At 54.0% G+C, this 24,422-nt stretch carries 21 protein-coding genes; 7 read left to right on the top strand and 14 right to left on the bottom strand.

The features are described 5' to 3' along the window. Nucleotides 1-667: 667 nt before the first annotated feature. On the bottom strand, nt 668-901 hold the full coding sequence (locus AC13DD_RS01780) for a helix-turn-helix domain-containing protein (protein WP_482930758.1): 234 nt from the start codon (nt 899-901) through the stop codon (nt 668-670). A 102-nt stretch (nt 902-1,003) separates the two neighbouring features. On the opposite strand from AC13DD_RS01780, the gene AC13DD_RS01775 reads away from it, so the two are divergent. The 6 genes from AC13DD_RS01775 to AC13DD_RS01750 all read left to right on the top strand — a co-directional run bounded on the left by AC13DD_RS01775 (nt 1,004) and on the right by AC13DD_RS01750 (nt 5,951). After that, a complete protein-coding gene (locus tag AC13DD_RS01775) occupies nt 1,004-1,564 on the top strand; it encodes a hypothetical protein (RefSeq protein ID WP_482930757.1) in 561 nt (186 codons plus the stop codon). 390 nt (nt 1,565-1,954) lie between these two features. Next, entirely contained in the window at nt 1,955-2,263 is a 309-nt protein-coding gene (tnpA, locus tag AC13DD_RS01770) for an IS66 family insertion sequence element accessory protein TnpA (protein ID WP_008169631.1), read from the top strand. Continuing rightward, entirely contained in the window at nt 2,263-2,631 is a 369-nt protein-coding gene (gene tnpB, locus AC13DD_RS01765; protein ID WP_008169629.1) for an IS66 family insertion sequence element accessory protein TnpB, read from the top strand. Before tnpA ends, tnpB begins: the two co-directional genes overlap by 1 nt. A gap of 57 nt (nt 2,632-2,688) precedes the next feature. Beyond that, nucleotides 2,689-4,332, top strand: coding sequence for an IS66 family transposase (gene tnpC / locus AC13DD_RS01760; protein ID WP_008169627.1), 1,644 nt, complete (start codon nt 2,689-2,691; stop codon nt 4,330-4,332). Nucleotides 4,333-5,346: 1,014 nt separating this feature from the next. Beyond that, entirely contained in the window at nt 5,347-5,406 is a 60-nt protein-coding gene (locus tag AC13DD_RS01755; RefSeq protein ID WP_248185651.1) for a hypothetical protein, read from the top strand. A 293-nt stretch (nt 5,407-5,699) separates the two neighbouring features. Next, nucleotides 5,700-5,951: a cation diffusion facilitator family transporter gene (locus tag AC13DD_RS01750; RefSeq protein WP_241956279.1), complete on the top strand. Its 252-nt coding sequence runs from the start codon at nt 5,700-5,702 to the stop codon at nt 5,949-5,951. Nucleotides 5,952-6,380: 429 nt separating this feature from the next. Here AC13DD_RS01750 and AC13DD_RS01745 read toward each other — a convergent pair whose 3' ends face one another. The 13 genes from AC13DD_RS01745 to AC13DD_RS01685 all read right to left on the bottom strand — a co-directional run bounded on the left by AC13DD_RS01745 (nt 6,381) and on the right by AC13DD_RS01685 (nt 22,669). Then, on the bottom strand, nt 6,381-9,506 hold the full coding sequence (locus tag AC13DD_RS01745; protein ID WP_482930756.1) for an efflux RND transporter permease subunit: 3,126 nt from the start codon (nt 9,504-9,506) through the stop codon (nt 6,381-6,383). Then, the gene (locus AC13DD_RS01740) at nt 9,503-10,849 is read right to left on the bottom strand and encodes an efflux RND transporter periplasmic adaptor subunit (RefSeq protein ID WP_273085890.1); all 1,347 of its coding nucleotides are present in this window, start codon (nt 10,847-10,849) and stop codon (nt 9,503-9,505) included. The genes AC13DD_RS01745 and AC13DD_RS01740 overlap by 4 nt, the downstream gene beginning before the upstream one ends. Nucleotides 10,850-10,854: 5 nt before the next feature. Next, nucleotides 10,855-12,009, bottom strand: a complete 1,155-nt coding sequence (locus AC13DD_RS01735; RefSeq protein WP_482930755.1) for a TolC family protein — start codon at nt 12,007-12,009, stop codon at nt 10,855-10,857. Nucleotides 12,010-12,739: 730 nt separating this feature from the next. After that, on the bottom strand, nt 12,740-14,095 hold the full coding sequence (locus AC13DD_RS01730; protein WP_473805964.1) for a hypothetical protein: 1,356 nt from the start codon (nt 14,093-14,095) through the stop codon (nt 12,740-12,742). A gap of 80 nt (nt 14,096-14,175) precedes the next feature. Next, entirely contained in the window at nt 14,176-15,333 is a 1,158-nt protein-coding gene (locus tag AC13DD_RS01725; RefSeq protein ID WP_473805965.1) for a hypothetical protein, read from the bottom strand. Between the two features lie 36 nt (nt 15,334-15,369). Then, nucleotides 15,370-15,594 carry a hypothetical protein gene (locus AC13DD_RS01720; protein WP_273094372.1) on the bottom strand — a complete coding sequence of 75 codons (225 nt, stop codon included), beginning with the start codon at nt 15,592-15,594 and terminating at the stop codon, nt 15,370-15,372. Between the two features lie 137 nt (nt 15,595-15,731). Continuing rightward, the gene (locus AC13DD_RS01715; RefSeq protein ID WP_273094369.1) at nt 15,732-16,865 is read right to left on the bottom strand and encodes a hypothetical protein; all 1,134 of its coding nucleotides are present in this window, start codon (nt 16,863-16,865) and stop codon (nt 15,732-15,734) included. Further along, the gene (locus tag AC13DD_RS01710) at nt 16,858-19,368 is read right to left on the bottom strand and encodes an FtsX-like permease family protein (protein ID WP_273085695.1); all 2,511 of its coding nucleotides are present in this window, start codon (nt 19,366-19,368) and stop codon (nt 16,858-16,860) included. The genes AC13DD_RS01715 and AC13DD_RS01710 overlap by 8 nt, the downstream gene beginning before the upstream one ends. Continuing rightward, entirely contained in the window at nt 19,368-20,054 is a 687-nt protein-coding gene (locus tag AC13DD_RS01705) for an ABC transporter ATP-binding protein (protein WP_092033491.1), read from the bottom strand. Before AC13DD_RS01705 ends, AC13DD_RS01710 begins: the two co-directional genes overlap by 1 nt. Nucleotides 20,055-20,063: 9 nt before the next feature. After that, nucleotides 20,064-20,810 (bottom strand): outer membrane lipoprotein-sorting protein, encoded by a 747-nt coding sequence (locus AC13DD_RS01700; protein ID WP_273094366.1) that lies wholly within the window; start codon nt 20,808-20,810, stop codon nt 20,064-20,066. 18 nt (nt 20,811-20,828) lie between these two features. Beyond that, the gene (locus tag AC13DD_RS01695) at nt 20,829-21,761 is read right to left on the bottom strand and encodes a DMT family transporter (RefSeq protein WP_092033484.1); all 933 of its coding nucleotides are present in this window, start codon (nt 21,759-21,761) and stop codon (nt 20,829-20,831) included. A gap of 43 nt (nt 21,762-21,804) precedes the next feature. Next, nucleotides 21,805-22,455, bottom strand: coding sequence for an isoprenylcysteine carboxylmethyltransferase family protein (locus AC13DD_RS01690; protein WP_273085699.1), 651 nt, complete (start codon nt 22,453-22,455; stop codon nt 21,805-21,807). Continuing rightward, on the bottom strand, nt 22,448-22,669 hold the full coding sequence (locus tag AC13DD_RS01685; protein WP_081467492.1) for a DUF2933 domain-containing protein: 222 nt from the start codon (nt 22,667-22,669) through the stop codon (nt 22,448-22,450). The genes AC13DD_RS01690 and AC13DD_RS01685 overlap by 8 nt, the downstream gene beginning before the upstream one ends. A gap of 393 nt (nt 22,670-23,062) precedes the next feature. Between AC13DD_RS01685 and AC13DD_RS01680 the strand changes: the two genes are divergently transcribed. After that, on the top strand, nt 23,063-24,355 hold the full coding sequence (locus AC13DD_RS01680) for an ATP-grasp domain-containing protein (RefSeq protein ID WP_199453472.1): 1,293 nt from the start codon (nt 23,063-23,065) through the stop codon (nt 24,353-24,355). Nucleotides 24,356-24,422: the final 67 nt, after the last annotated feature.

Below are 24,422 nucleotides of genomic sequence, written 5' to 3'. Positions count from 1 at the left end.
CAATACTCAGTAACTTCCGCCTGCGTCATCGGGGCGGTTTCCACAACAATGCGTAACTTCTCTTCTCTACTCCACTTGCCTGGATGAGCTGAATTCGATCGCAAAACGGCACCTCGTCCTCTGGCGGGTTTAGGCCAATTCTACAAGGCTGGGGTACTGATGCCTTCGTGGCTGGCGACCTCGGCAACATTCAGACTGTGAGGTCGGGCCATCTTCTGGAGAATGGGTTCTTTACGTTCCGGTGAATAATGGGGCATGGTTCTCCTCTGAAATATTCAGGCGACAACTACGCTGACACATAGGGCATTCATCCACACGCACATCATTGGCGATCGACGTGCCGGCACTGTCAGCCCGTTTGATCGTTTGCCAGGCACCTGAAGCGCTATGTTTTGCCTGCTTCAGAGGTGGGATAGATGCCAGAAATTTGCGGGGCCGCGAATGTTCGCTTTTGTTTGAAATGGACCATTGGGGCGGTCAAGGGAAGTCGACTTTATTTCGCTTCATTTGGTCTGTAACTCCCCCTTCGGTTAAAGGGACTGTAATGATCCAACTCTCGGCGGAGAAGAGCTTCTTGGAGCCCCGTGTACCGCTTCACACGCGTCACCGATTCGAACGATTCGTATGTCTGCACCAGTAGTCCAGAGATGGACCAATGGGAGAGATGTCAGTCCTTAAATGCGGGGGGTTGAGGATTGGGTATTAGTTCTCGCGGGGAGCAGCCGATGGTAGCTGCGAGAATGTATAGCTTCTCAATAGTGAGATTCACTTGACCTCTCTCAATCTTACCCAAGTAGCTTCTATCAATCCCCGAGGCGAAAGCTAACTCTTCCTGGGAAAATCCATAGGATTTCCTGATCTGACGTAAGTTTTCCCCAAACTGCTTTTTTACTTCGCTCATTTTACTGCCTCTCATAGAGGCAAAACTATCTGGCTTGTGGCAGTATATAGCCACGGCATATACTACCCAATTTGGGGATTTACCAGGTTCCTTGCCTATTTCATGCTGAGAATTATTTCTATGAGCATCCTCAATGTAGATAGAATGCTAAACAAAATATTGGAACTTCCCACTTTCATGTCAGTAACCTTTGAAGATTTACGGGACAGCTATTTGCTTCTTTTGGGACCGAGAGCTTTAGTCACTGAAGAAGAACTGTCGAGCTATCTGCTTCAAGAATTGGGAGAACTTAAGAGGCGGCTGTTGATTAAACAGTATGAATTTGATGGCTCTCCAGACGACCATCTACAGATACTGGTAGAAGAGGGATTCTATAGTTGCGATAAACGACTTATAGAAGGTCCATTCGAGAAACGAATTCGGGCCGGACTCAATGGCAGAGATCTTCAGAATCTAAGAAGTCGGGAAGAAGACCTAGAAGCAAAGCTCGCAGTCAAAAACGGAGAGATCAGTGAATGTTTGGCTCTAACTCACGAGCTCCCCGTACTAGCAAAACCTCTCGGCCGAAAACATAAACGATTGCTGGTCGAGGCGTCGGAGCTAGAGGGACGCATTTCACTGGTTAGGTCGACAATCGAAAGTTATTCCAAGAGAGACCTCTGAAAAGACATTCGTTACTAACCAACCACTTCTTGGAATTCTACTCAAGCTATCGTGTAGATGAAAAAATCAGCTGATGGAATCAAAAGTGTGCGCTCCAAATCGAAAGGTGAAACTATGGCTAGAGTTCCTGGGAACCTTATTCATCTGTTTCAAAGAAGAAAAAGGCAAATCGTTCCTCCCTTAGCCTCTGAAAAGGCTGCTTCTGTACAAGTAATGGACCCTGATGCACGTGAGCTCCCTCGATCTCTGTCCAATTTCGGCGACTCGATAAGTGAATATCTCGACGACCAAGAGTCGTTGACACAACGTAAGCGCCAATAAATCCGCACCTGTGGCTGGCAACTGAATTTCGCCACACTGATTCCTGCTTTCAAATGAAGGAGGAATCCGATGACCACCCCTGATTTACATCAGTTCTGGCAACAGACGCTATCGGACTGGCAGGCCTCGGGCCTGTCCGGTGCCGCCTACTGCAAACAAGAGTCCCTTGTTTACCACCGGTTTGTCTACTGGCGGCAGAAGCTGACTGGCCGCGAGGAGCCCAGCAAGCCGGTTCAAACTCGATCCGGATTCGCCCGCGTGGCACCGGTTGCGAATGCCGGAGCCGGTCTGACCGTGTCACTGCCCGGCGGCGTATCAATCACCGGCCTGCACGCTGGCAACATTGAGTTGCTGGGCGCGGTGCTGAGGCAGATGTGATGCGTCACCGCTATCTGCGTCCCTCCTGGGATCTGCCGGAGATCTATCTGTACCGAAAGCCGATCGACTTCCGCAAGCAGGCCAACGGCCTAGCCCTGCTGGTGGAACAGGAACTGGGGCACAGCCCGTTCTCTGGAGCGCTTTATGCCTTCACCAACCGGCAGCGGAACAAGATCAAATGCCTGATGTGGGAAGACAACGGCTTTGTGCTCTATTACAAAGCTCTGGCTGAAGAAAAGTTCAAATGGCCAGGACCCGCGGATGACTTGATGTCGCTGACCGGTGAGCAGATCAACTGGCTGCTGGACGGCTACGACATCACGCTGTTGAGAGGCCATAAAACCCTGCATTATGAGAGCGTTGGATAGTGCTTTTAGTAGCACTTTTTTGGTGTGCCAGGACGTTGTTTTTGCTATAATTTCGCCATGAAATCAACGCCTGATAACGCCTCTTCAACTCCCGATTTCAGCGGTCTCTCCACCGCTGAAATGATGTCTGTTATCAGCAATCTGCAAGCACAGCTGGCCGCTAAAGAAGACGCCCTCCAGAACCAACAAGTTCAACTGAAACAGCACGACGAGACCCTCCAGCGTCGCGACAACTATATCGCCATCCTCGAAGAACTGCTGCGTCACAAGAAGATCCAGCAGTTCGCGGCCAGCAGTGAAAAGCAGCCCAACCAGATCCTGCTGTTCGATGAAGCGGAGCTGGAAATCGAGATTGATGAACTGCGCGAGGAGCTGCCCGAGGATGTCGAAGAGGCCGACGCTCCTCGTCGTTCCCGCAAGCGTCGTCAGCGTGGCTTCTCTGATACGCTACTGCGCGAGCGCATTGAACTGACCCTCAGCGACGAAGAGAAAGCCGGTGCCACCAAGACCTTCTTCACCAAGGTGAAAGAAGAGCTTGAATATATCCCGGCCCAACTGAAAGTGCTGGAGTACTGGCAGGAAAAGGCGGTGTTCGAGCAGGACGGCGAAGAACGGATTGTTGCGGCTGCTCGGCCAGCACACCCGCTGGGTAAGTGCATCGCCACCCCATCACTGCTGGCCTGCCTCATTACCTCCAAGTATGCCGACGGCCTGCCGTTGTACCGGCAGGAACAGATGTTCCAGCGCCTGGGGCATGAAGTGAGTCGCACCAGCATGGCTCACTGGATCATCCGGTTGAATGACGTCTTCCAACCGCTGATCAACCTGATGCGGGAAACCCAGAACGGCAGTGATTACCTGCAAGCCGATGAAACCCGGATCCAGGTGCTCAAGGAAGACGGCAAATCGGTCCACTCCGACAAATGGATGTGGGTCACCCGGGGTGGCCCACCGGGACAACCCTCGGTTCTGTTCGAGTACGACCCATCGCGAGGTGGCAAAGTGCCGGTGCGCCTGCTGGATGACTTCCAGGGCATTCTGCAAGCCGATGGCTATTCCGGCTACGGTCAGGTCTGTGCCGCGAACAAGCTGACGCGGATTGGATGCTGGGACCACGCGAGACGTAAGTTCGTGGAAGCGTCCCGGGCTGCGCCGGCCAAAGGCAAAAAGGGCCAGCCCTCAAAAGCGGATGTGGCCCTGAGCCACATCCGCAAACTGTACGCCATTGAAAAGGCCGCCCGAGATCTGAGCGATGAAGAGCGCTATCAGTTACGTCAGGAAAAGAGTCTGCCATTGCTCAACACCTTCAAAGCCTGGCTGGAGAAAAATGCCGCCAAGGTGATGAAAGGCCTGCTCACCCGTAAGGCCATGGATTACACCCTGAACCAGTGGGACTATCTGGTTGGTTACTGCGAACGCGGTGACCTGAACATCAGCAATGCCGGTGCCGAGAACGCTATTCGCCCGTTTGCCCTCGGCAGAAAGGCCTGGCTCTTCGCCGATACCTCACAAGGGGCGAAAGCCAGCGCCACCTGCTATTCGCTCATCGAAACCGCCAAGGCCAATGGCCTGGAGCCTTCCGCTTATATCCACCATGTGCTGGAACGAATTGCTAAGGCCGACACGCTGGAGAAGCTTGAAGCCTTGCTGCCCTGGAATGCCGAGTTGTTGGCTTTGAAAAAAGTGGCTCAATACGATTAGGGCAAGTGGGTCGATTTAACGGCGCTTACAAACAACTAGTCGTGATTACTGAGGCGCCCAAGACTAGAGACTTACAATAAGTCGCCACCGCTCTAAGTCGCAGCATAAACGACCTCGTCTAAGTGAGAAGCCACTCCGAGATTGCATTTCTCCGAGCAAGTCACGCTCAACAAAATTTATCGAAACAGGGTGGCAAGAATGAGATTGTTTCTTTAATTCAACGATCTAATTTTCTCCGGATCCTAAAGCGTGTCCGATTTCCAGACACTGAAATCCTGACAATTGTGAACTCCCCGACCTGACAAATTCGGATCCAAATATCCGTTTAGGGTGCCTGGTGGGCAACGATCAAATGTCCTGTTTCCGGACATCGGTTACCTGACAGATATGTGCCACACTTCGGTATTAATTGGCTTAAAATGCTGATACATCGGGGTTTTGTAGGGTTGCGTTTTTTGCTTTAGGCATTTGATCTTTGAGATTTTTCACCGATTTAGACCGGTTGCTGCCTACCTTTGAGGTCGCCCTCCGGAGGCAAAGGTCATAGGTTCGAATCCTATCGGGCGCGCCATTATTTTCAAAGGCTTGCGTGAAAACGCAGGCCTTTTTTATTTGCCTGTGCCCAAATTGTGCCTTGCTGGAGCCCAGTCACTTTAGGCCGCTGCTATATCACTCAGTAAAAAGACCATTGCACGGTTTCCACCTCACCATCTCCAAGGCACAGCCACTCCGCGTTATCTATGAATCCAAAACGCCTTGTTGTCGAAACCTTTGGTCGCAATGCGAACATTGGAAGCAACCAATTAACGCTTCTTCCCGCATTACTTCGAAACCTATATGAGGGAAAGCACACTTTTTCAGTATACAGCTATTTCACATTCCCCCTGAAACCAAGCATAAACGGGTTGCAGTAGCCATCTGGGCAAACGGCATCCTGACTCTCGTCCAGATCGCGGAAAGGACTTTGCCGGCAGCTTGGCGCTGATTGCCGATGCTATACATAACTTCTGGGACATGGCATCGCTGATTATCGCGTTCGCGGCCCGTAAGATTGCGCGTCGCCCGGCTGAATAAAAGCTGACCTTCGGCTACGGGCGAATAAAGGTAGGTGTTGCGCTGTTAAATACACCACCTTGATCATGATAGGGCCCTACCTGATATACGAGGGTGTCATGCGGTTCCCAGATCCGCTGGAACTCAAGGGGTGTTGGGTAGTCTGACTTACATTGTTGCACTGATAATGGACGCGTTGAGCGCGCTGCTGACCTACTCAATGCAGAAGGGCAGCGTTAATATTCATGCGTTGTTTTACACAACTTGTCTGATGCGTTTGCGTCAATAGCAGTGTTATAGGCGGAGCTCTTATCTTGCTCTACGACATGCGCTGGGTTGATTCCGCAATCACCATTGGCATGGCCAGCTATATTCTCTACCTGGACCTGACAGAAATTGGCGGGACCATCAGAACACTCATGCTGGGGAGTCCCGAGGATATCGGCACAGATTCCGTCATTGGGGCAGTATCAGACTTAGAAGGAGTTATCGACTTCACCCCGTACATTTTTGGCAGGTGGGTGAGCATGATGCCTCGCTCGACGCCCGTGTGGTTGTCGAAATAAGTACATGGAATGAACTTGAGAAAATCAAGGACAGGATAAAACAGGCTCTGGTGAAAGAATTCAACATAACTCATTCAACACTGGAATTTGAACACCCTGACTACAAGCACGAGGGAGCTCATACCTATGGGCATGGTTAACAGACGCGCTACGTAACATACCTTATCATGCAGAATCCAAACGAATGGCGAATCACAAAGGCACGAGGACTTCATGCAAGACATGATTGAGCGCCATCAAGTTTGCCTACCTCATCGCTGTTGTTCTCGGCCTTTTAGAGGGCCGGAAACCTCCCCAAGCAATATGATGCCAGAATATCTGGCTGGGACAATACCCAGGCTCTTGCTTTATAACAACATTACCCAGACACCAATGCATCATCAGACCTCGCCAGAATCTCGAAAGCAATATGGCGAGGTCTAACTTTCTTTACGCTTCGGAAAAACTCCTGCATTTCCAGAGATAGTAACCTACCGGTATCACCAACAGCGCCAAAATCACAGCAGATATCATCCCACCGACCATTGGTGCAGCTATGCGCCCCATGACTTCGGAGCCGGTACCAGTGCCAACCATGATAGGCACCAAACCTCCGATAATAGCAGCAGCAGTCATCATTATAGGCCGCACGCGCAATCCGGCACCATGAAGCACGGCATGGCGCAACGTCTCGCGTCTTGGAGTCGCCCCCTTCTCCTTACAGGTTTGCAACATTTCCTCGTAAGACTGGTTCAGATACACCAGCATGATCACACCAATCTCCACGGCAACGCCGGCCAGCGCAATGAAGCCTACACCGACCGCAACCGAAAAGTTATAGCCCAGCAGATACATCAGCCAGATTGCGCCAATCATGGCAAACGGCAGCGTACCCATGATGATGCCCACTTCCGCAAAACGGCGGAAGTTCAGGAACAGCAGAATGACGATAATCGCCAGCGTCAGCGGCACCACGTAGGTGAGCTTTTCCTTGGCACGCAGCATGTACTCATACTGGCCAGACCAGGTAACCGAATAGCCCGCAGGCAGGTCAAGTTCCTTGTTCACGGTGGCCATGGCCTGCTCCACATAAGTGCCGACATCGACCCCTTCAATATCCACGAAGGTCCAGCCATTGAGGCGGGCGTTTTCACTTTTGATGGCGGGAGGACCGTCTTCAACCCGAATATCGGCGACGTCGGCCAGCGCAATCCGTTGCCCCGTTGACGTAACGATTGGCAACTGCTCGAGCTTCTCTGGGGAATCCCGGTAGTCCTGGGGATAGCGCAGATTGACCGGGTAGCGCTCAAGCCCTTCGATCGTCCGTGATACATTAATACCGCCGATCGCCGAAGCAACAATCTGCTGAACATCCGCTATGTTCAGTCCGTAGCGGGCTGCTCGCTCGCGATCGATATCCGCCTTGATGTATCGACCACCGGCAACCCGCTCTGAATAAACAGAGGCGGTGCCGGGAATATCAACGATGATTTCCTCAAGCCGTTTGCCAATGTCCTGGATAATGGCAAGATCCGGACCTGCCACTTTGATACCGACTGGCGTTTTAATACCCGTCGCCAGCATATCGATGCGGGTTATGATGGGCATGACCCAGGCATTAGTTACCCCCGGGAAACGGATCAGGGTATTGAGCTCCTGCTTGAGCTTTTCCGTCGTCATCCCTTCCCGCCATTCATCCCTGGGCTTTAACTGGATAAATGTCTCGATCATCGTCAACGGTGCTGGATCGGTCGCGGTATCCGCCCGCCCGACTTTGCCGAATACCGTTTTTACTTCCGGTACCGTGGCAATCAGTTTGTCGGTTTGCTGCAGCAGCTGCCGGGCCTTGCCAATTGAAATACCCGGGTAGGTGGTTGGCATGTACATCAGGTCGCCCTCATCCAGCGGAGGAATGAATTCACTCCCGATTTTGGTGGCCGGCCACAGGCCCACAACCAGTGCAAGCAGTGCGGCCATAACCGTACTTTTCGGGAATCGAAGGACGAGCTTCAGCGCCGGCATATAGGCACCGACCAGCAGACGATTCACGGGATTCTTGTGTTCCGGCAGCACTTTGCCGCGAATGAAATAGCCCATGAGCACGGGAACCAGCGTCACCGCCAGGGCCGCACTGGCTGCCATGGCGTAGGTCTTCGTGAAAGCCAGCGGTGCAAACATCCGGCCTTCCTGCGCTTCCAGCGCAAATACCGGCACAAAACTGACGGTGATGATCAGGAGCGAAAAAAACAGGGCTGGCCCGACCTCGGAGGCCGATCTGGCCACGACCTCCCATCGGTTCTCAGGGGTTAACGGGGTCCGCTCCATATGTTTGTGCATGTTCTCGATCATGACGATGGCGCCATCGATCATCGCCCCGATCGCAATCGCAATCCCCCCGAGGGACATAATATTGGCGTTGATTCCCTGCCAGTACATGACAATAAAGGCCGCCAGAATGCCAACCGGCAGGCTGAGAATCGCCACCAACGACGAGCGAACGTGGAACAAAAAGATGATGCACACCAGGCCCACCACCAGAAACTCTTCAAGCAGCTTGAACCCGAGATTATTCACCGCCCGCTCAATCAGACCGGAGCGATCATAAACCGTTACCACCTCGACACCTTCCGGCAAACTGGATTTCAGTTCCTCCAGTTTCGCCTTCACGCCATTGATGGTTGCCTGGGCGTTTTCACCGAAGCGCATCACTACTATGCCACCGACGGTCTCGCCTTCGCCATTCAGCTCAGCCACCCCGCGCCGCATCTGCGGCCCAATCTCAACAGTGGCCACGTCTTTCAGGAGCACGGGGGTGCCGTTGTCATCAAGCCCCAACGGAATCGACAGCAGGTCCTCACGGGACTGGATGTAGCCGGACGTGCGCACCATGTATTCCGCCTCGGCCATCTCGATGACCGAGGCGCCCACTTCCTGATTGCCCCTCTTGATGGCGTTCTGGACATGAGCCAGGGGAATTCCCAACGCCCTGAGCTTTTCCGGGCTGACCTTGACCTGATACTGCTTCACCATGCCACCAAGCGCGGCCACTTCGGACACGCCTGGCACTGTTTGGAGTTCGTATTTCAGAAACCAGTCCTGCAGGCTGCGCAGCTGGCTCAGATCGTTGTTCCCGGTGCGATCCACCAGAGCGTAGAGGTAAACCCAGCCAACCCCGGTTGCGTCCGGCCCCAGTTGCGGGCGGGCCGAGTCTGGAAGGCTCGGGGCCACCTGGGACAGGTACTCCAGCACCCGGGAGCGAGCCCAGTACATGTCGGTGTCTTCATCGAAGATCACATAAACGTAGGAGTCCCCAAAGAAGGAGTAACCCCGGACCGTCTTGGCACCCGGCACCGACAGCATGGCGGTGGTCAGTGGATAGGTCACCTGGTCTTCCACCACTTGTGGTGCCTGGCCCGGAAAGCTGGTTTTGATAATGACCTGCACATCCGAAAGATCCGGCAGCGCATCTACCGGCGTCTTGCTCAGCGAGTAGAGGCCAAGCCCTGTAATAAGCAAGGTGGCCAGCAATACCAGAAATCGATTACGAACAGACCAGTGAATGATGGCAGCGATCATGATTCGCCTCCGCCATGATTCATGGAACTATGGTCCATCGCCTCAGGTTCGCTTTTGGGCTCCGCTTTCTCCGGATCCATGACGTGCCCCGAATGATCCATCTGTGAATCCATGGCGTTGCTGCCTGATGCCGACATTCGCTGGAAATCCGAAGTCTTGCTGGACTCGGAGTCGATCAGGAACTGCGCAGACGTCACCACAGTTTCCCCAGGCTCAATCCCCCCCAGTATTTCCGCGTACTTATCGCCAATCCGCCCCACAGTGACGTTAACGGACTTGAAGGCACCCTGTTCCAGCGCCACCACCAGACGGTCGCTTTGTCCAGTGCGGATGATCGATTCACGCGGCACCAACAGGCGTCTTTGCCCACGATCCCCCTGGACCTCCAGGCGAGCAAACATGCCGGGCAGCAAAGCTCCGTCGGAATTGTCAAACCGCATCCGGACCCGGGCCGTCCGGGTTTCCGGATTAACCTCGGGATACACATAGTCCACTTTTCCGCGCCACTGGCGCCCGGGCATGTAATCCAGGGTCATCATCACCCGGCTATCGCCCTCCACGGCCGAGAGCTGGCTTTCAAATACCTCGCCAATCACCCAGACTTCATCCAGTGCAGCAATCGACAAAACCCGGTCTCCGGGCTTTATGAACATGCCCTCGCGAACGTTCAGATTGTCGACAACGCCCGAGCTTGGGGCGTATACGGTCATCGTTCTCTGTATGTTTCTTGTCTGGCGCAGCTGCCGTATCAGGCTAGCCGGCACATTCAGAGCAGCCAACCGTTCCTCAGCGGCATTGATCAGTCGCTGATTCCCCCGGTTCAGTGCCAGGAGCAACTCCTCCTGAGCATTGACCAATGTGGGTGAATAGAGGGTATACAGAGGCTTGCCTTTTTCGACTGGTTCCCCCTCAGCTTTCACGTAGAGCGCTTCGATCCAGCCCTCTACTCTGGGATGCACGTGGGCCATCTCATCTTCGTTATATTGGACGTAGCCCACAGTAGTGATGGTGTTCGGCAAGCGTCCCTGGATGACGGGCTCGGTGCGAACTCCCAGGTTGTTGACCACGGCAGGCGAAATACGAACGGTACCGGCCGGGTCGTCAGCTGACCCGGCATCCTCAAACACTGGAATCAGGTCCATCCCCATAGGTGATTTCCCGGGTTTGTCGCTTTTAAAATTAGGGTCCATGGGCGCCACCCAGTAGAGCGGCTCCTTTTCCTCGTTACCGACCCCATCTACGGTTGGATCTGAAACCATTCCCGGTGCCAGCCAATAGGCGGCACCGACGCCAGCGATCCCGCCGAGCACTATAAAGCCCAATGGACGAATGAAATTAGCCATGATGATCAATCCTGCAAATCGGTCATTGAAAAGGAGGGAATGTTTGAGGCTTCCGTGGTCAAATAACGGAAACTTGCCAGAGTTTTGGCCCGCTCGGCCATCATCTGGATCAATTCGACCTCGGCATTGAGTTCGGAGATCCTTGCGCGTACCGCCTCAGCAAAATCACCGTCGTCATTGTTATAGGCGGTCAGCGAGGCATCGGCCTGCTCTTCCATCTGCGGAAGAAGAGTTTGCTGATACAAGTCAATCCGATCATCCAATCGCTCAATGCGGGCCAACGCCGAGCGCGCCTTCGCCTGGAGCGATCGGATTCTCAGAACCCGATCCGTTTTCTCGGCTTCCAGTCTGGCTGCAGACGCGTTGAGCCGTCGGTCTTGCCGGTTTCCTGTGAATATGGGCAGGTCAAAACCGATACCAATAGAAAACAGGTCTGCCCTGTCCTGGCCGTTCGGAGCTCGGTCACGGTAACCATATTGTGCGAAGACCGACCACTCTGGTTTGTAGGCTTCCCTGGCAAGGTCTACGTCAATGTCCTGTACATCAATCAGTTGATCTGTGGCGCGAACCGACGGGTGACGGATGACAGACTCCACACTGGTCTCCGGCCAGCTGTTGGAAACATCTGCCAATAACAGAGGAGGAATGTTTTCGGCGACCGAGAGCTGGGCCCGCCTGGAACCGATCCATTCCCCTAGAGCTTCTCTGCTGGAAGCCAACTGAGTATGCAAAGCGGTCAGCCGATCTTCAAGCCGAGTCAATTCCAGCGAAGCACGAATAACATCTTGTTGTCTGGAGCCCATTGTCGCGGAGGTATATCCAGCTTCCGCAACATCCGCCAATTGCTCGAACAGCCCCCGGTTCTGTTCAATGAGGCGGATGCTTTCCTGGGCTTTCCAAAGATCGAGCCATAGGTGGGTCGCCGTTTCGGTGACCTGCGCACGACGATTCTGTCGGAGGTAAGGCTGTACACCGGCCAGTTCTTCTTTCTTTGCGCTAGCCAAGCGGCGGCTGTCTCCACGAGGAATTCGCTGTGTAATGCCAATCGTGCCCTGGGTCATGGGCTCTTGCCCGGTATCAAAAGTATCCAGAGGCAGATTTGCCGCGCCGATCATTACCCGGGGATCGGGAAGCGCGCCCTCAGCAACAGACTCTTCCATCAGCGCATCTTGTTTGTAAGAGCTCTGGCCCAGCCAGGGATCGTTTTCAGTTGCTGTTTCGATGACACTCTGGAGCTCCAGCCTTGGCTGAGCCCACCCGGAAATGCTGCTAAACAGCAACACACCCAAAATGGCTTGCTTAGTGAAAAGGGGGCGGATGAACAACGTAGGATCTCCGTAGAAGGCATGTAAGAGCGCCTATATTAGATTTAAAAACTGAAACGAAGCTGAAATTAAGGGCGCATGGATATTATTTTGACCTGACTCAATTATCTTATCACGAACAGAACTTCCCACATATTGAATAGGCTTTCTTTTTTTCAGCCAGGTTTCAGGAACTGATGATTTAACGAAGCCATCGACCACTCTCTCAATGCCAGCACTTGACGGTAGTATGCTGAAACCAAGACATGAAAGAATCCATAATGAAATGGAAAAAGATCACGTGAATAAAAACATTCTGCATGATACAAAACTGCAGCGACGCCATGAAGAAATGACACGCCTGGGAGCGTCATAAGCTGGAATGAAGGCACGCGGACAGATGTCTGGCAGAAAAGGACGAGCCCATCATCGCGCTCTAGAGAAAAATCAAACAAAATCTGGCGTCTGGAAAATGCAATCCAAAACACCGCTGGCGCGACCAGCCACAAAAATCATGACTGGCCATATAATTCATTTACCGGGATCTTGGCGCAAAATTGATCACTTAAACATGAACATAAAATAATCAGTATATATATATTTCATTTGCACCTTGACTAGAATTTTCTTGGTTAGCCAATATTAATAGCCGAGATTTCCCTTTATTTTTTACATATGAAAAATCAACGATAAAAGAGCTCAATTCATATATGGGAAACACTGTAAAACCTGAATCTAAACCACCATTATCCCAGCGAGCTCTGATTAATTTATCCGCCCCTGAAGCGGGAGCTAACCCAGAAAAACCTGACCTTCTTTGCCTGATATAGGTCAAGACAGTTCCATTATTTACAATTACTTTCCTGGGAATAGACAGATACTCCTCATTAACGGAAAAAGCGTAATCAGGTGATGTAGTGATTTCCCGCTCCTCCAAGCGTTTAATTAATCTTGGCGAGGAAACTTTGCCCAAGTCTAGCTGTGGCCAAGGCTTACGGCTGGGGCTCCGCAGTTCAAGACTTTCTTCACCCACTACTATAGAGGTTGTATTATCAACAGGGAAAACAGAGAAAATCATTTTCTCAGCATTAGACAAAACAATTGAGTCACCACGAACATCGCCGCCCTCCGCAAAAGCAAATGCTGGTTTCCCAATGTCGCCTTGCAACAACTCATATCTTTGGGTGTAAAGCTGATTGTTGATAAAGCGTAACGCAATATTCTCGGTTTTTTTGGTTTCTTCCCGCAACTCCTGCTCAGAGACTTCAAAAAGTTGAGAGTAAAGCTTCGTGTATTGCCCTTTGCCTGAGATATCTCGGTCTTGCCCCCACACCACAGCAATCTCCGGATTCGAATCTGAGTCTGACTGACCAACCGATAAGAAGATTGCTTTCGAATTTTTGAGGCTGGACGCGAGTGCATCAACTCTTTTTATCCTGTTGCCATCGAAGACGCCCAGCACCAATGAGGAATCCGACAGAAAAACCAGTTGATCCTCCTCGCGGTCCGACCATGAGAGCGCCTCAACCATTTTCGGATTGAAATCCTCTGGCAGAGGAAGAACGCTGCGAGAACTAACCTCCTCTCGCAATGCAACTTCACTTTGATCGTTCTCGTCAATCAGTACAGAAAGCAAGTACTTTTGAGAATCGGTGGACTTAATAGACACTGCAATTCTATCGCTGATTTGAAGTACCTCGAGAATCAGCCCTTCCTCGGAAGATCCTGAACCACCAAACTTAACATCGAAGCCCTTGATATTCAGACGCCCCAACAGGGCAAGGAATTCTTTGTCTGCACTCAAACCATCAATATTTGATACCACCCTGATGCTCTTCTTTCCCGTCCATTCTGACAGCGAGTCCAAGGGTAGGTCGTAGACTTGAGCTTGAGCACCTGACACTGCAAAAAAAACAAGGAAGATCAGGAAAAATGGCTTCATAACATGCCCCTCAAAAAAATTGAGGCCCCGTCCCCGGCGCCTCAATTCTAGTTCCTCCAATCGCAATAAGTATCCTGGGATCAGTAATTCCAGTTCAATTCAAGCATTGCGACATAAGCTGCATCGTCTGCACCAGTTGCGTCCTCAACGCCTTTACCTGGCAGGAAACTGGAGAGTACCAGCCTTGGAGCAAAGTACTGGTTGGCCTGGTATTTGATCGCGACATCAAGCTCGGTTCCGGCATAGCTGTCCACGGATCCACTTGCAGTACTGAGCGTTTCAAGCCCCCCCGTTTGCTGGAACCACATCGGGAAAATCTGCGCCTGATATGACAGCTTAGGCGAGATCGACGCTAAATTTCCCGAACTGCCAACAGAGAGCATAACCTGGCCTGGGTTGTTACCGGTGCCGGCATTGGAAATACCGCCATATCCGGCGCCACCAGGGCCAGCCTGGTCAAGGGCGATACCGAAAAGACCCGATGCGATCGCCTGGTTGGAGTTCGGCTGCCATCCCAAGAACTGGCCGTCAATACCAATCAGGGGCGAGTATCTACCAATGTCGGTGATGCCCAGCCAGCCCTCTACATCATTATCGGTAGGGTCGTCGTCCCCGCTGGCTACTCGCAGTGCTATGAAGGGGTTGAAGGACTCATTAAGCGGGTACTCAAGGCTCGCGTAGCCGGCAAAAGCACTGATGTCGTCACCATTGTCGAAACTCCCGGTCACACCGAGCGCTTCGGCCCGAACCTTCATAGCGCCAACATTTCCGATGTATTCGACACCGTAATAGGTTGCTTTCGCACCTTTCTGCTGGTTGTCGCTATAAGTCAGGATGGGCGAAATACGACTACCTTTCCCCAGATCGATATCAAATTTCGAAGCAAACACATCCCAGTCCAACTCACCGTTGGCGGGATTGGCCCCAGGGGCCTGTATGTCCGAAATGAGCCCATCTGTAATCGGCATCCAGAAAACATCATAGCTACCGAACGAAGTCTTGCCGGTAGCGCCGAACAAGGGATGGTCGTCGCCGTATAGAAGCCCGCCGGAAGCCAGATCCAGATTCTTGAAGGTCCAGCCGCCTTGAAGGGTAAATGCCGGATCGAAGGTATAGGTGAAGAAAGCCTGCTCCAGGCCAAATCTCTCGCCTCGGTATGCGCGATCGACAGAATTGGCGTCGAGGGCAAAGTCGTTCTCAAGAAGTATTTTGCCTGTCCAGTTATCACCGGTCGCCACTACGCCAAGCCTGACCTCAGCCCTGACATGCTCATCTCAAACCTGAACACCGCCCGCAGAAGTTCCCGTGGCACCATCATCGACGCTGCTGTCCAGATCGAAATTAGAAAAATAGGTTGGTTGAAATTTGCCTTGGGTAAGAATATCCAACTTGATTCCTGAAGCCGTAGGAACTTCCACCGCTAATGCTGCAGGCACTCCGTTCGCAGCTATCAGCACCCCCAAAACTCCCTGACCGATTCGCTTTCGTATTATTTTCATTGATCCTCCACCATCTCTGAAACGAGATTTTATTTGTTGCAGCCCAATAACCTTAGGCAGTTCCGATCTATACCAGAGAAACCTGAAACGAACCTGAAAACTCCATTACAACTGGGGAAGGCTCTGAACAAGTCTCCTTAGAAAAACCACTCCACCTCCACCAGGGCCAGCGGATCCAGTTTCCCGTATTCACTGTCATCGCCTCCTCCGAACCACTGGGCTCCGGCTGTAAAATAGATCTCCTGGCTCAGTGGCAGTATCCATGTGGATCTCGGATAAAGTACCCAGCTGGCATCATCGGCATTCAGGATGGTCACCACCCGGTACTGCCAGAACGGATTGATATCCTGCCATACCAGAAGTCCGGCATAATGGCGCCCGGCATACAGGGGTTGTGCAGCCACAAGGTTGGCCAGAGCTGTCGTTCCAGGCGATAACGGCTGGCCATTATAGAAATATTCAACGGCCAGGTTGAGCCCGTTGCGAAATGCCCAGTTCAGGTCGGCCACCCCCTGCCAGTATCTATCTCCGCTATCTGTCTCACTCCAGACAAGTTCTGCACGCCAGCCGGTGCCGGCCGCGGAGCCACTGCCGCTGACACCCGCTTTAGTGACGTCGGCGAATTCGCCCATCATCACGCCGGCATCGACTCCAGCAAAAAAACGCTTGGCCCGTGCGGCCGTACTGGCATTCTGGTCCCTGTGTTGCGGCGCATGAACGACGCTGATCCGGCCCGTTGCACCCCAGGATCTGTCCCATAACAGCGCATCCACACCAATGCGCTCATCTGGCTCGAGTTGGAGTGGGCTGACAGGATTAAGAATGTCCATGGGGTTCCAGATCAGCGCCGTGGACCAATTCACCTGTTGGCGGCCAAACCGGAAATCACCGACCGGGGAGCGCCACTGAATCGTGCCCCGGTACAGTTGATGACGCGCCAGGGCATCCCCCGATTCATGCACGTTCCCCTGCAGATCCCAGTAGCGCGGATCGGCAGCATCCCTGAGCAGGGCAAACTCGGGGCTGTCCAGGAAACTGCCAGTCACCAGTTCCAGGTCGTAGGCCGCATCCACAACCCAGTCCTGGTATCGGTAACGGGGCTCAATACGCAGGCGAGTAAGGTTCGAGAAGTAGCGATTGTCGTCAATCAATGAGCGCGACCCAACGCTCAGATTCTTGAGCGATCCCGAATGGCTGAAGTCCGCCTCCGCGCCTGACGCCAGCATTAGCCAGGCCATCGCGACCAGCATCAGTGGAGATCGCCTAACCATGCCGGATCGCCTCCACCGGATCCAGTCGCGAGGCCCGCCAGGCCGGATACAGTGCCACCAGCACCGAGCACAGGAACAACAACAGGCTGGGTAGCCAGACGTGATCGAAGATCATCACCGGATGGATGCGATCGGTAATACCGGGGATGGCTTCCAGTGCACCACTGATCGAGGACAGATCGATGCCGGCATTGCCAAGCCAGACGACAAGCAGTCCGCCAACCACCGTTCCAGCCACCATTCCCAGTATTGCGAGAAAGAACGCCTCGAACAGAATCGTCAGCAGCAGCTGACCACCCCGGGTGCCCAGCGCCAGCATAACGCCCAGTTCCGGGGTGCGCTCCATCACTGACATCACCATGGTGTTCATGACACCGATGGCCACCACGACGAAGACCACCGCCAGAATGAGATAGAAATCCACCTGGCTCATTTCCACCATCTGCACCACCACCGGGAGCAAGGTCTCCCAGTCCTGGGCCACCAGTCCATCGTTGGTCAATTGCGGCGACTGGTTCAGGGTTCGCGCCAGGCCGGTACTCTCTGCGCGGTCTGACAGCCTAAGCACGATCCGCGAGACTTCATCTTCCAGCAGGCCACCCAGGCGGCGGGCGGCGTTGATATCGGTGAAGACATACTCGGTGTCGAACAGGTCACTGCCAGTGCGATAGATACCGCGAATGGCCTGGGCACTGGAGGCAAGATCCCCCCCAGCCTGCTGGACCGTAATGACCAGCTTGTCCCCCAATCGGGCACCCAGCTCCTCGGCCAGTTTCTGGCCAATCACGATTCCCGTCTCCCCGGATTGAACGTAGGTGCCCTGCTCCATGTAGCCGGCGAGTTTGGTAACCGCCCGCTCCTGTTCAGGAGCAATACCCACCAGTTCTACCGGCAGACTCTTCCCGGGGTTGGCCACCATGGCACGCAGCAATACCCGGGGTGCGGCCGCCTCAACCTCAGGACGCTCCTGCAACTGCCGCTGAAGTGCCCGACTGTCGGCAATACGTAAATCTGGCGACAGATCCACGTCGTGACCCTTTGCCATCACCTGCACGTGCCCGCTGAGCTGCTGGGTCGAGTTCTGGATCATCTGCTCGAAGAAACCATCGGCGAAGGCGTACAGGAATAGATAGGCCGCCAGCCCGAATGCAGTGGCCGAGGCGGTAATCATCGACCGTCGCGGGTTTCGGAATACCGAACGGAGTGCCATTTGTGCGAAAATCAGCAGCCGGTGATCCGACGTCACCTGCCAGTGAATCCGGCGGATGCGATTGACCACCGCGCGCCGTGCCCCCATCGCCTCCAGCGGGCTGTTGCGGCCCGCGTTCCAGGCCGGGAGGGCGGCCGCCAGCAGGGCTACCGACACCACCACAATGCCAATCACAACCAGGCGCTGAGCTTCGATGGTGGGATAAACGATGCCACTGAGCCCCGGCATGGTATCCATGGCCTTGATGTAGGCGCTGAAATCCAGCCCATTGCTACTGAAATAGCCGGTCACCGACAACCCAAGTACCAACCCCAACAGGTAGCCGAGACCGGCCAGAACCGTTGTTTCGAGAAGCACCAGCCAGACGATGCGACTGCTGGGTGTGCCCAGCGCCATCATCACCCCAAACTCCCGGCTGCGCTCCAGCACCGACATCAGGATGGTGTTGACGATGCCGGCGGCCACGACCACGAACACCACCAAAATCACGATGTAGGCGACGGCGTCGTGAAAGGCAACCATCTGCACCAGCGATGGCATCAGCGCCGGCCAGCCCAGCACTTCCACCTTTCGATCGCGCAGCTGATTCCCGACAGTGCCGACCACCTCGTCGAGCCGGTCAGCATCCTGCACGCGGGCCGCGATCTCGGTAAACCGCCCCTGAAAGGCATACAGCGACTGAGCGGCCGCCAGGGGCATCTGGGCCACGAAGCCATCAATACGCTTGATACCGGTCTCGAACACGCCCACCACTTCGAACCGGTCGGCGCCAATAGAGCCGTCCGACGCCTGCACCACCAGTACCAGCTCGTCGCCCGGGGAGACATCCAGGGCACCGGCGGCATCGACGCCAACAAGAATTTCATTGCCGCGCTCCAGGTAGCGACCACGGACAATCGACCGGTCAAGCCGGGTGACCCGTGGCTCCGTCGCGCTGTCGACGCCCATCACCTGTAATGCCCGTGACTGGTCCTCACGGCTGGCCAGGGCATGGCCCGTCACCCGGGGGGTGGTTGCCGCCACACCGGCTACGGCCGATACCTCCTCTGTGAGATTCCAGCGCTCGGCCAGGGCAATGTTCATCTCCCGGTCATCGTGAAAGCCCCGCTGATGTACCTTCAGGTCGCCGGTCACATAGCCAGTCATGTTGTTGATCATCTGGGCGTTGATGCCATCAATGAATGCCCAGAGAAACACTAGCCCACCGACACCGACGGCCACCGACAACAGTGTGATGACCGTACGCCGACGATTGACCCGAAGATTGCCAAAAGCCAGACGTAGCCACGCCATCACGACCGTATTTCCTCACGTTCGACGCGGCCATCGCGGAGATGGATTACCCGCCGCGCGCGCTCCATCACCATCGGGTCATGGGTGGAGAAGACAAAGGTAATGCCATGCTCGGCATTGAGCTTACGCATCAAGTCCAGTAGCGCCGCGCCGGTCGTGGAATCGAGATTGGCCGTGGGCTCGTCGGCCAGGACAATCGCGGGCTTGCTGACAATCGCCCGGGCCACCGCAACACGCTGTTGCTGGCCGCCAGACAGTTCATGGGGCAGGCGCCGCTCCAGCCCTTGCAGGCCGACCTCCACCAGAATACGCCGGGCCTCGGCACGGCGCTCCCGAAACGGCACTCCGCGCAGCATCAGCACATACTCGACGTTCTCCTGAGCCGACAGCACGCCAATCAGGTTGTATTCCTGAAATACAAAGCCAACCTTCCACAGCCGCAGAAGGGTCCGCTTCTTTCGGCTAAGCCCGGTGATTTCCTCACCCGCCACCTGAATGCGCCCGCTATCCGGCTCGTCCAGGGCTCCAATCTGATTCAATAGCGTGGTTTTACCCGATCCAGACGGGCCCACCAAGGTTGTGAACTCCCCGGCCTCGATCGCGACCGACACCTCATCCAGGGCCTTGACGGCGATGGAATCCTGACGGTAAATTCGCGAGACTTTCTCCACATTGACGATGCTCATGCCGGGCCCTCACTGTGGGTTGCGCAGCCGGCGCAATGAAAACACCTCTTCATCGATCGACAGGTCGAATTCAATAGAGTCAATCGTGATCACCGTGCGGGACTCGGGGTTATCGGCGTCCACCATCGTCCAGCGGGTGGGTATCCGCCGCCCATCCATGGTTTCGATCTGCTCATAGGTCATGCGTTTGACGATCTGATCGCGCTCGTCGTAGTAGGCAAGCGAAACCGGGATCGAGTCCTCCCGAACATTGAATTCAAGACGGCTCCACACTACCGGGGCATCAGGTCGGGGCGTCGAGACAACACGATACACAGGCACCTCACCGGAATCGTCGGTTTCGACCAATTCGTGGGTGTAGTCCTCGACGAACGAGCTTTCCCTGACCAGGTCGTCGTTGCTGAAGTTGGAGCCCATCCATGGCTGGAGCATCATCGACGGTGGGATCTTGATGGTGCGATCAACTTTGGGCAAGTAATTCCACATGGCATCGCCGATGCGCAGCGAGCCGATGCCGGCCTCTTTTTTGGGCGCGTGAATGCGAATCAACGTATGCTCCGGACGATTCATCCAGGCTTCCAGTTCCAGTGTGCGAGTCCAGTACTCAGACTCGATCCGCATAGTGAAACGCCCGTGATTGCTGTCGGACCACAGAGTCTGTTCCATGCCTTCAATCAAGGAAACTGCCGAGGGAGGGCCCGCGACAAGACGGCCTGATGCGGCAAACAAAAGGATAACGCTGATCCAGACTCTCATTGACTACTCCCTTTTCTACTATGAGCTACGGATCACCTTTGCCTCTTCCCCGACAGCGGAACCGCCATCTGTTTTCCCAGGCGCTTTAACAACGATCACCAAGCCAACAATTGTGATTCCTATCCCGGTCATCTCCAGTGATGTGAAAGTTTCGCCGAACAAAAGCATTCCGATAGCGAGACCGAAAACAGGCGTTAAAAAGGTAAACGAATTGAGGCTGTTCAAGGGCGCGCTGGCGAGCAAGGCATACCAAAGCACAACCATCATTGCCGTTGCCGGAATGGCCAGAACGAACATGGCCGTCGTAAATGACCAGGTCCAATCAATCTCGAAGCCCTCGCCCAGGCTCACGGATGCTATTCCCAGAAACACTGAGCCTATGACAAGCTGGATGCCCATTGACCAATAGATATCATCGCTGCCGGCCTGGTATTTAAGCAGCACATTTCCAATGGCGGTTCCGATGGCTCCACCAAGAACATAGACGGCCCCTGAAAATCTGGCGTTACCAAACTCCATCTCTGGCATCGCTAGCACCACAACACCAATAAAACCAATCAAAAGGCCCACAAACACACGCCCGGTCACCACCTCTCGAACGATAAAAAACGAAAGAACCGCCGCAAACAGTGGTTGCGCATTGGCCAGAACCGTTGCAAGCCCCGGTCCCAGCTTGCCAGCACCGAGAAACATCCCTCCAAGCCCCATACCCGTGTAACTGAGGCCAATTACGGCCAGCATTAGAAGCTGGCGAAGCGAATAACTGGGCCGACCATCTTTTGTAAAAGCGATCAGAATCAGACACAACCCTGCCAACAATGCGCGTAAAGCGGCAAAAAGCAAGGGTGGCGCATCTGGCAATCCCACCACAATAAAAGGAAAGCAGATCGCCCAAAGAAAGGCAACAAGAACCATTCCGGCGACTGAACGTATCGAAAGTGACAGGCTCACCAACAGCTCCTTTGTCTACCCGGCAGATGAGTAGAGCTTTTGTTCAAGCTTGCCGCCCCAATCCGCGCAACCGCGGCAAAAACCTGGGAGTTTTGTTGGCATAGTGCCGCCAGGCTTCCCCGAACGTTTTCTCTGCCTCTCGTTCCTCACTGATCGATAAGCGGGCATACATCCAGAGCAAAACCGGAAACATCGCCAGAGTTATAAGTGTTGGCCACTGCAGAAGGAAGCCAAACATAATCAAGACAAAGCCGACATACTGAGGATGCCGAACATACGAATAGAGCCCCGTCGTAGCCAGCTTTCGCTCTTTTTGCGCCGTGTACAGGGTTCGCCATCCGGCGGCAATCAAGTAAAAACCTCCACCTATAAACACCGTACTCAACAAGTGGAAGGGGCCGAAATGGGGAGAACCCTGCCAACCAAAGAGCATTTCAAGCAAGTGCCCGCTATCGTGGGCAAGCCAATTCACATCCGGGTATTGGGTCTGAAGCCAACCGGACAGGAAATAGAGTGTCAGCGGGAACCCATACATCTCTGTGAATAATGCCACGAGAAACGCGCTGAACGCACCGAAGGATCGCCAGTCTCGTTGGGTCTGTGGCTTAAAAAAACTGAAAGCGAAGAAAATAAAGATCACCGAGTTTAGAACCACCAGTCCCCAAAGACCGTAATCGGACGAAGCATCAGTCATCGCGTTGGCCTCCACTCTTGCCTTCCGGTTGATCGTGGTGATTATGGCCACCGTGATTCCCATGCCCTCCATGCATAAACATATGAATAAACGGGCATGCCAGAAGGATTAACCACGGCAAAGCACCCAGAAGGTGAACCTTATGTTCGCCCCAGAGCAAAACCAAAGCGATGACCGCAAAAATTGCCAACGTAATCTTGAAACGCTTATCCATATAGATTCCCTTTGGGAAAAGCTTGTCAGTGGGGCTTACTGGCTAGTATGCCTCTAGCGATATTTGGTGACCTATCCCGTCCAAAGAAACGTCATCGATAATCTCCAGAGAGCCCGGATCAATCACCCAGAGCTTGGCTTCGGCCCGACTGGTGATCAAAAGGCTGCCATCGACGGGAGAGATCGCCGCCCATTGTGAGAGTCGAAGATAGATGGCAAGCACCAATTTACCTAGCAGTAGTTCAACACGCGGAACTGAAACAGACCTGAAAACAGACCTGAAAACAGACACAAGATGTGGATCTATTTGACGCAAATCACAAATGCAAGATAGATTCTTCGAGCATTAAGTAAGCCGTTTCAACCATTGCAAACCTCGAATGACGGACTCCAGATGCCGGAACCTATTTATGAGAACAGACGAATAGCAAACAGCCGGGCCAACGAACTCAACCGCCAATGCTACTGCATCACTCTTGACCGAATAGCCCTCAACAAGAGCCTCCACAACCAGCTTTCAGATGCTGGAAGCGAACTGTCAACGCTCCCGGAGTTCGATCACCTTTTTTCAAACACACCGGTTTTCGTACCCCGAGCCGACATAGCGGAGATGGAGAGGATCGTTCAGTCGATTGAAGCGGCCTCAGAGCTTCCCTCGTACCGAGAACGAGTACTTTCCTGGGCACCGGAAATCGCACAGTTCAATCCAGGGCCCATCGGGGCGTTCATGGGCTATGATTTTCACATGGGTCCCGACGGCCCCCGGCTGATCGAAATCAACACCAACGCCGGTGGCGCCTTCCTGAACCTTGTCTTGTCGAGAGCCCAGCGCAATTGCTGCGACCCATCTCAACAACCCACAACACCCCAGCAGCCGCTCGACGGATTCGAGGACGCGGTGTTCTCAATGTTCAAACAGGAGTGGCAAAGCCAGCACGACAATTTCGGGCCCAGTTGCCTGGCCATAGTAGACGATGCCCCAAAGACACAATTTATGTTCCCCGAATTCCAGTTGGCCCAACAGATTCTCCGAGCCAAAGGAATTGATACATTGATACTCGATCCACAGGAGCTTCAGTATGCCGGCGGTACGCTGACAGCCCGCGGTAAGCCCATTGATATGGTCTACAACCGTCTGGTGGACTTCGCATTGGACGCCGCGCCCCATGCGGCATTAAGGCATGCCTATCTGGATGGCGCCGTGGTGGTAACGCCTAATCCCCATGTGCACGCTGTGCTGGCTGACAAGCGAAACCTGGCCCTGCTATCCGCACCCCACTCCCTTCGAGACTGGGGGCTCAATGAGGCCGATGCAGGCTACCTGGAGAGAGCCGTGCCGAAAACCAGGCAGGTTTCGAGGAACGACGCGGCTGAGTTGTGGAGTGCGCGACGTCATCTGTTCTTCAAGCCGGTTGCCGGCCATGGCAGCAAAGGCGTCTACCGGGGCGACAAACTAACCCGGCGCGTTTTCGAGAACATCCTGAATGGTGGCTACATCGCCCAGGACCTTGTCCCCGCTGGAGAACGAACCCTGAGAATTGACGATGCAGTGGTCACCCGAAAAGTCGACATTCGGCTGTATACCTACGCCGGCAAAAGTATGCTGGTTGCGGCGAGGATATACCAAGGCCAGACAACCAATTTTCGTACCCCCGGAGGTGGATTCGCTCCGGTTTTTCAGGTGTGATTATTACCTTTTCAATGAGCCAATATTTGATCGCATTAATGAAGAATTCCAGATTTTTGGTTTAGCG

It is taken from the genome of Marinobacter sp. L-13 (assembly GCF_056857715.1).
This window is presented reverse-complemented; position numbering and strand designations above follow the sequence as displayed.

Excerpts from the sequence above, each read along its gene's own strand:
- tnpB (WP_008169629.1), top strand. The coding sequence starts at position 2,263 with ATGCGTCACCGCTATCTGCGTCCCTCCTGGGATCTGCCGGAGATCTAT.
- AC13DD_RS01690 (WP_273085699.1), bottom strand. The coding sequence starts at position 22,455 with ATGACTGATGCTTCGTCCGATTACGGTCTTTGGGGACTGGTGGTTCTA.
- AC13DD_RS01720 (WP_273094372.1), bottom strand. The coding sequence starts at position 15,594 with ATGAAAATAATACGAAAGCGAATCGGTCAGGGAGTTTTGGGGGTGCTG.
- AC13DD_RS01685 (WP_081467492.1), bottom strand. The coding sequence starts at position 22,669 with ATGGATAAGCGTTTCAAGATTACGTTGGCAATTTTTGCGGTCATCGCT.
- AC13DD_RS01680 (WP_199453472.1), top strand. The coding sequence starts at position 23,063 with ATGCCGGAACCTATTTATGAGAACAGACGAATAGCAAACAGCCGGGCC.
- AC13DD_RS01700 (WP_273094366.1), bottom strand. The coding sequence starts at position 20,810 with ATGAGAGTCTGGATCAGCGTTATCCTTTTGTTTGCCGCATCAGGCCGT.
- AC13DD_RS01745 (WP_482930756.1), bottom strand. The coding sequence starts at position 9,506 with ATGATCGCTGCCATCATTCACTGGTCTGTTCGTAATCGATTTCTGGTA.
- AC13DD_RS01780 (WP_482930758.1), bottom strand. The coding sequence starts at position 901 with ATGAGCGAAGTAAAAAAGCAGTTTGGGGAAAACTTACGTCAGATCAGG.
- AC13DD_RS01740 (WP_273085890.1), bottom strand. The coding sequence starts at position 10,849 with ATGGCTAATTTCATTCGTCCATTGGGCTTTATAGTGCTCGGCGGGATC.
- AC13DD_RS01705 (WP_092033491.1), bottom strand. The coding sequence starts at position 20,054 with ATGAGCATCGTCAATGTGGAGAAAGTCTCGCGAATTTACCGTCAGGAT.
- AC13DD_RS01735 (WP_482930755.1), bottom strand. The coding sequence starts at position 12,009 with ATGGAAGAGTCTGTTGCTGAGGGCGCGCTTCCCGATCCCCGGGTAATG.
- AC13DD_RS01730 (WP_473805964.1), bottom strand. The coding sequence starts at position 14,095 with ATGAAGCCATTTTTCCTGATCTTCCTTGTTTTTTTTGCAGTGTCAGGT.
- AC13DD_RS01715 (WP_273094369.1), bottom strand. The coding sequence starts at position 16,865 with ATGGTTAGGCGATCTCCACTGATGCTGGTCGCGATGGCCTGGCTAATG.
- tnpA (WP_008169631.1), top strand. The coding sequence starts at position 1,955 with ATGACCACCCCTGATTTACATCAGTTCTGGCAACAGACGCTATCGGAC.
- tnpC (WP_008169627.1), top strand. The coding sequence starts at position 2,689 with ATGAAATCAACGCCTGATAACGCCTCTTCAACTCCCGATTTCAGCGGT.
- AC13DD_RS01775 (WP_482930757.1), top strand. The coding sequence starts at position 1,004 with ATGCTGAGAATTATTTCTATGAGCATCCTCAATGTAGATAGAATGCTA.
- AC13DD_RS01710 (WP_273085695.1), bottom strand. The coding sequence starts at position 19,368 with ATGGCGTGGCTACGTCTGGCTTTTGGCAATCTTCGGGTCAATCGTCGG.